General features: G+C 74.1%; 1 protein-coding gene. It reads right to left on the bottom strand.

Going from position 1 to position 1,383, the window contains the following annotated elements:
* Positions 1-1,321 (bottom strand): Ig-like domain-containing protein (locus AX737_RS33220; RefSeq protein ID WP_245293440.1); only part of this gene is annotated, 1,321 nt, incomplete at its 3' end.
* Positions 1,322-1,383: the final 62 nt, after the last annotated feature.

Raw genomic sequence — 1,383 nt, 5'->3', positions numbered from 1 at the left:
TGCCGGCCGCGTCCGTGGCGGTGGCCGTCAGGGTGTTGGCGCCCTCCGGCAGCGACGTCGTCGGCGTGAAGCTGAAGGTGCCGCTCGGGCCGGCCACGACCGATCCGATCTCGGCGCCGTTACTCGCGATGGTCACCGTCGCGCCGGCTTCGGCTGTGCCGGTGATGGCGGGCTGGCTCTCGTTGGTCGGATTCGGGAAGGCGGTGAGGACCGGCGCGTCCGGCGGGGTGGTGTCACCCGCGACCGGGGGCGGCGTGATCTCGAGGACGATCGTCGCGGAGGCCGGACCTGTGTTGCCAGCCACATCCGTGGCGGTGGCGGTGAGGCTGGCGGTGCCGACCGGGAGCGGCGTGGTCGGGGTGAAGCTGAAGGCGCCGCCCGCGCCGGCCACGACCGTGCCGAGCACGACGTTGCCGTTGAGCACCGTGACGGTGGCGCCGGCCTTGGCCGTGCCGGTGATGGTCGGCGTCGTGTCGCCGGTCGTGGCCGGCAGGGGATCGACGGCCGGGGCCGGCGGTGGGGTGAGATCAACGCGGAGCGGCGTCTGCGCTGCGAGCGAGACGTTGCCGGCCGCATCCGTGGCGGTCGCCGTCAGGCTGTTGGCCCCCTCCGCCAGCGCCGTCGTGGGCGTGAAGCTGAAAGCGCCGTCGGTGCCGGCCACGACCGTGCCGAGTGTCGTGCCGTTGCTCGCGATCGTGACCGTGGCGCCGGCCTCCGCCGCGCCGGTGATGGTGGGCGTGGTGTCGTTGGTCGGGTTCGGGAAGGCGGTGAGAACGGGCGCGCCGGGCGCCAAGAGATCGACCGTGAGCGTGACCGGGGACGAGGCCGTGCCGGTATTGCCGGCCGCGTCGGTGGCTGTCGCCGTCAGGCTGTTGGCGCCCCCCGTCAGCGGCGTCCCGGGGGTGAGACTGAAGCGGCCGTCCGCATCGGCCAGAGCGGTCCCGATCGGGACGCCGTTGTTCAGCAGCGTCACCGTCGTGCCGGCCTCGGCCGTGCCGGTGATGAGGGGCGTCGTGTCGTTGGTGGCGTCCGGGAGGGCGGCCAGATCCGGGGCGGCCGGCGGGCTCGTGTCGATCGTCAGCGTGACCGGGCTGGATGCGGCCGAGACGTTGCCGAGCGCGTCCGCGGCGGTCGCCGTCAGGCTGAGGGTCTCGTCCGGCAGCGGCGCGGCCGGCGTGAAGCTGAAGGCGCCGTTGGCGTCGGCGATCGCCGTGCCCAGCACGGTGCCGTTGTTGGCGATGGTCACCGTGGCGCCGACCTCGGCCGTACCGGTGATGGTCGGTGTGGTGTCGCTGGTGCTGCCCGGCGCGGTGGTGATCACTGGGGCCGCCGGCGCGGCCGAGTCGACGGTGACCGCGATGCCCGTGGAGGCCGGCGAGGTGT

This window comes from Methylobacterium sp. CCH5-D2, assembly GCF_001556475.1.
Lineage (GTDB): Bacteria > Pseudomonadota > Alphaproteobacteria > Rhizobiales > Beijerinckiaceae > Methylobacterium > Methylobacterium hispanicum.
Note: the sequence above shows the minus strand (reverse complement) of the source record. Positions and strands in the feature narration are given on the sequence as shown.